The 1,426-nt window shown below is 62.8% G+C and carries 1 protein-coding gene; it reads right to left on the bottom strand.

Features of this window, described 5'->3' with window-relative positions:
• Window positions 1-67 precede the first annotated feature (67 nt).
• On the bottom strand, window positions 68-1,270 hold the full coding sequence (locus tag C0V72_RS16070; RefSeq protein WP_101795129.1) for an IS256 family transposase: 1,203 nt from the start codon (window positions 1,268-1,270) through the stop codon (window positions 68-70).
• Between the last annotated feature and the right edge of the window lie 156 nt (window positions 1,271-1,426).

The raw sequence follows: 1,426 nt of genomic DNA, 5'->3' as shown, positions 1-1,426 counted from the left end.
GATCGTGTCCCACGGCGTGGTGTAGCTTATTGGAGCTCCCGCCGATTTCGGCATCAGTCTGAGCCGATCATGCGCCGGGTACAGCCGAGAGCATGACGATTGGATTGTCGCTCACCGGCGCCATCGTTTCAAGTGTCATGTAGCGTGCGCGCTGGACGGCCCATTCATCGGACTGTTCCATGAGGATGGCTCCGATCAGGCGAGTGATGGCCGCTTCGTTGGGGAAGATGCCGACGACCTCGGTGCGGCGTTTGATCTCGCCATTGAGGCGTTCGATGGGATTCGTGCTGTGTAACTTGGCCCGATGTTCCTTGGGGAACGTCATGTAGGCCAGCACATCAGGCTCGGCATCGTCCATCAAAGCGGCGAGCTTTGGCAGTTTTGGGCGCATCTGGTCGGCAACGGAGCGCCATTGCTGACTGGCCGCCTCGGGCGTTTCCTGTGCGAAGGCGGTGCCGATGAACGCGGACACGACGCGCCGACCGCTTTTGCCGGCATGGGCCAGCGCATTGCGCATGAAGTGGACACGGCAGCGTTGCCATGTCGCACACAGCAGCTTGGAGACAGCCGCCTTGATACCTTCGTGCGCATCGGAGATCACCAGCTTGACCCCGCGCAGGCCCCGGCGCGTCAGCTTGCGCAGGAACGCAGTCCAGAACGGTTCTGCCTCCGAAGGGCCGATGTCCATGCCCAGCACCTCGCGGCGTCCATCGCTGTTGACGCCCACCGCGATGATCACTGCGACCGAGACGATCCGGCCATTCTGGCGGACTTTGACATAAGTGGCATCGATCCAAAGGTACGGCCAGTCGCCTTCGATCGGGCGGTCGAGGAAGGTATGCACTTTCTCGTCGAGCTCTTCGCACAGGCGGCTGACCTGGCTCTTCGAGATGCCATCCATGCCCAATGCCTTGACCAGATCATCGACCGAGCGGGTCGAGATGCCCTGCACATAGGCTTCCTGGATCACCGCGGTCAGCGCCCGTTCGGCCATCCGCCGCGGTTCCAGAAAGCCTGGGAAATAGCTGCCCTTGCGCAACTTGGGGATGCGCAGTTCGACTGTCCCGGCCCGCGTCTGCCAGTCGCGCTCGCGATAGCCGTTGCGCTGAACGAGCCGGTCCGCGGACTTCTCGCCGTGCGCAGCGCCGGTCAGGCCGCCAACCTCCATCTCCATCAGCCGCCCGGCGGCATACGAAATCATCTCGCGCAAAATATCCGCGTCGGGGGCCTTCTCGACCAGCGTGCGCAGGTGCATCATGGAATCGGTCATCGTGGTTCTCCAGGTTCGAGTGTTGCAACCCAAACCTAGCCGAAATCCACGGTGACCACCCGCGCTGCTGGCCGGACGCTACAGCGCAATATCGAAAGCGCGCGTCCGGCCAGCAGCGCTACCCTCATAACCTACACCACCTGCCGGGACGCGACC

Source organism: Porphyrobacter sp. TH134, assembly GCF_002855495.1.
Classification (GTDB): domain Bacteria; phylum Pseudomonadota; class Alphaproteobacteria; order Sphingomonadales; family Sphingomonadaceae; genus Erythrobacter.
This window is presented reverse-complemented; position numbering and strand designations above follow the sequence as displayed.